The sequence below is a fragment of the Gordonia sp. i37 genome, from assembly GCF_002043085.1.
GTDB lineage: Bacteria > Actinomycetota > Actinomycetes > Mycobacteriales > Mycobacteriaceae > Gordonia > Gordonia polyisoprenivorans.
Map to the genome: position 1 here is coordinate 1 of NZ_MVPX01000043.1, position 2,984 is coordinate 2,984.

3 protein-coding genes are annotated in these 2,984 nt (G+C 66.2%); 1 reads left to right on the forward strand and 2 read right to left on the reverse strand.

Features of this window, described 5'->3' with window-relative positions; translation table 11 throughout:
* Positions 1 to 469: 469 nt before the first annotated feature.
* On the reverse strand, positions 470 to 1,231 hold the full coding sequence (locus tag B1964_RS01550) for a metallophosphoesterase (RefSeq protein ID WP_172398716.1): 762 nt from the start codon (positions 1,229 to 1,231) through the stop codon (positions 470 to 472).
* Positions 1,225 to 2,124 (reverse strand): hypothetical protein, encoded by a 900-nt coding sequence (locus tag B1964_RS30310; RefSeq protein WP_172398717.1) that lies wholly within the window; start codon positions 2,122 to 2,124, stop codon positions 1,225 to 1,227. The genes B1964_RS01550 and B1964_RS30310 overlap by 7 nt, the downstream gene beginning before the upstream one ends.
* A 196-nt stretch (positions 2,125 to 2,320) precedes the next feature.
* On the opposite strand from B1964_RS30310, the gene B1964_RS01560 reads away from it, so the two are divergent.
* A complete protein-coding gene (locus tag B1964_RS01560; protein ID WP_139765585.1) occupies positions 2,321 to 2,899 on the forward strand; it encodes a hypothetical protein in 579 nt (192 codons plus the stop codon).
* The last annotated feature ends 85 nt before the right edge of the window (positions 2,900 to 2,984 follow it).

A 2,984-nucleotide genomic window follows, 5' to 3' on the forward strand; every position in this document is an offset into this window, starting at 1 on the left:
CCAGGCGGCTACCGAAGCCGCTTAACCGATGTCCGGCAAACGGGGGTAACCACAGTCGCGGCTCGTTGTTTTTGTGCGTCGAGGTGGTTGGCCGGCTGTCGAGATGTGGGGGAGGCTGGCTGGAGGCGCCACAATCGCCTGCGAGTGGCTCCGCCACCAATGGCGGGGCACCGACAACGCCTCACGGCGGTGTTCGCGAGACAGCGCCGCAGCCGTTGCCACCAGGCGGTGACACCGGTCAGGTACCGGTGGTGCCGCTCCGGTGGTGACGACGGTACCGGGTGTGGTCGCTGCGATCCCACAGCCAAATAGCCCGCCGCACGCGTTGAATTCAGGCTCGAAGCAGCCGGAGATCCCGCTGGCGGTATGGGTCGTGGCGGGTGCGGCGGCATTCGCTTCGGCGGATCGAGTGGCCCCAGGAACAAAGCGGTGTACCGAGGCCGCACGCTCACGCCGATGCTGCAACCACCTACCAGTCCGGAACCACCACAATCCTGTTGTCCCGCAACGTACCCATGTCATCGGCGAGGAACTCGACACGGGTAGCGCCGACGGGGCATGTCCGCCGAACGTGGTGATGTCCACAGATCTGCAGTCGTGGGCGAAGTGCACTGCGTGCTGCCCCGACCCCCGCCGCGGATTCCTGTGCGTAGGCCAGTGCATCCGGCGACCACACCGGTGCGCGGGAGGCGGGGTACAGATCCAGGTGCGCGATGGCGTCGTCGGGAGCGTCATGGGTGATGAAGACGTCGACGTCGCGACCATTGACCTGCCCGATCAAGGTATCCACGTCGTCGACGGTCGGTGACTCCTCCGGCCACCAACTGACGCCTTCACGGCGTTGGTCGCGATCGATGCTGTTCGCACCCGCGAGGCTCGCGAACACCGCACCATCCCACTCCCACACATTCGTGCGCGGAGCGACCCGGATCTTCGGATGCCGGCGAGATTTCAGGAAGCCGTCGGCGTCGACGCCCGAGAATCCGAAAGTCTTGTTGCCGAGCGTAAGTCCCGGCCAGTACTCGTGATTGCCGGGGATGACGTAGAGGGTGCGCTCACCGAGCTGTTCGGCGACGGTGCGCAGGTACCGTTCGCCGGAGGAGCCTGACCACAACCCGAAATCGCCCACGTGGATCAGCCGGGCATCATCTTCGGCCGGCGCGGCGTCGAGGGCGTCGGCGGCGAACAGGGCGTTACCGTGCCAGTCGCCGAACGCGACGAGCGTCACCACAGCCGGTAGTTGGTCTCGGTGACCTCGAAACCGTGTTTTGCGGAACGGTTTTCGCAGCGCACCCCGTTGGATAGTGCCGTGCAGGTCACCTGATTCACCGACAGGGCATGGTCGGCGGGCAGATCTGTTCCGGTGATGAAGCCGCCGTCGGCGCCCTGCGGGAAGTATCTCGGGTCGCCCGATGCGATGAACTTTCCGGCCGAGTTGCCGCCGACCTCAACACCGTTCGGGCTGATCATTTTGGTGCGCAAGGGGTTGAGCACCTGGGGTGCGTTCGATGGCATGGTTCCGCTGCACCCGGCGAGTGGACGGGTCGCCTCGGCGTAGATGGTGCACCGCCAGAAGCCGTTGCCGGCGGAAAACTGATAGGCGTCGCCGTTCGGACGGGCGTAGTCGGCGAGTGAGACCTGATGTGGCTGTGTCGATCCGCCGGGCGTGACCACTCGGATGCTGTCGGTGCCTCTGCTGCATTCGGTGCCGATGCCCTGCAACTGTGAGCTGCCGGCGGTGGGTGAGGCGCAACTCCAACCGTCGACTTCAGCGTGGCGGGCATTGCCTCCGGTGCTCGATGACGGCAGGGCCAGATACTTTTCGATGACGGTGGTTGCTTCTGTGCAGGAGAGTGCGCCCTCGTTGACCACGACCGTCCCGGTGAGGCCGGTCGAGGGGTAGCGGACGGTGCAATCCGCGGGGGTCGCGTCGCCGGTCGCCGAGGCGTCCGACCGGGCTGTGCCCGACGTCGACGTCGTCCGTGTGGTCGATGCTGCCTCCGACGCGGTACCGCTGGTCGAGGCGGATTCGGCGGTCGGTCCGGAATCGTTGCACGCTGCGAGGGCCAGGGTGAGTGTGCCGACGGCGAGTGCCGCCGCGGCTCTGGAGAATCGATGAGCCATCGAAGGATCCTTTCGATCGTCGGAGGGTGCGGTCACTGGGCATGTCGTCAGTATGTCCGGCGGCTACGACAGTTCCTGCCGGCTGAGAGCGTCCCGACGATTCGAGGGCCGAATGTGTGGGTGTTCGGAGATCTGGGAGTGTTTGTCGGACCCCTCGCTGAGGGTCGACGACGAATCAGTCGAACGGGATGGGGCGATGACAACGGGTTCAGGGACAACGATTTCAAGGTGGACGACGATCGCTTCCTGCGCAGCGGTGCTGGGACTGGTGGCTCTCGCGACGGCATGCAGTGACGCTGATGTCGCCCAGACGTCGGCGGCGACGAGTTCTCCGACGGCAGCGAGTCCGACGGCGACGAGTCCGACGGCAACGGTCGTCGACGTGGACGCGGCCGACTATCAACGGTCAGGCCAGGCGGGGTACTACCACTGGTCGTACGGCACGTCCCCGCTGCGCGAATGTGCAATCTACCCGGGCGAGAACGGTGCCCCGACGTTGTTGTGCGCGGCCACATTTGCGCCGGGAACTCCGGACATGACCAACGACGTGTTCACCGGGCCACCCAACAGTGTCACCCTCTCGGGTGAGCGGGTGGAGAACTACCTCCAGCCGGAATGGGGTCCGGCGGCGCCCAAGCCGCTGCCCGTCGGGCGCCGGATCACCGTCTCCGGGTTGTCGTGTACGACGCTCGCCGAGGCATCGACCGAATGTCACTCTTCGGCAGCGGGATTCCGCATCGCAGCGGGCGCCGTGGTGGAGCGACACGACGGGTAAGGGGTAGCTGCCCAGGTGCGCCGCGCGGGTTGTCCTCAGGGGAGCGTGAATCAGCAGACCGCACCGGCGTCCGGAACATGCCCGA

Excerpts from the sequence above, each read along its gene's own strand:
- B1964_RS30310 (WP_172398717.1), bottom strand. The coding sequence starts at position 2,124 with ATGGCTCATCGATTCTCCAGAGCCGCGGCGGCACTCGCCGTCGGCACA.
- B1964_RS01560 (WP_139765585.1), top strand. The coding sequence starts at position 2,321 with ATGACAACGGGTTCAGGGACAACGATTTCAAGGTGGACGACGATCGCT.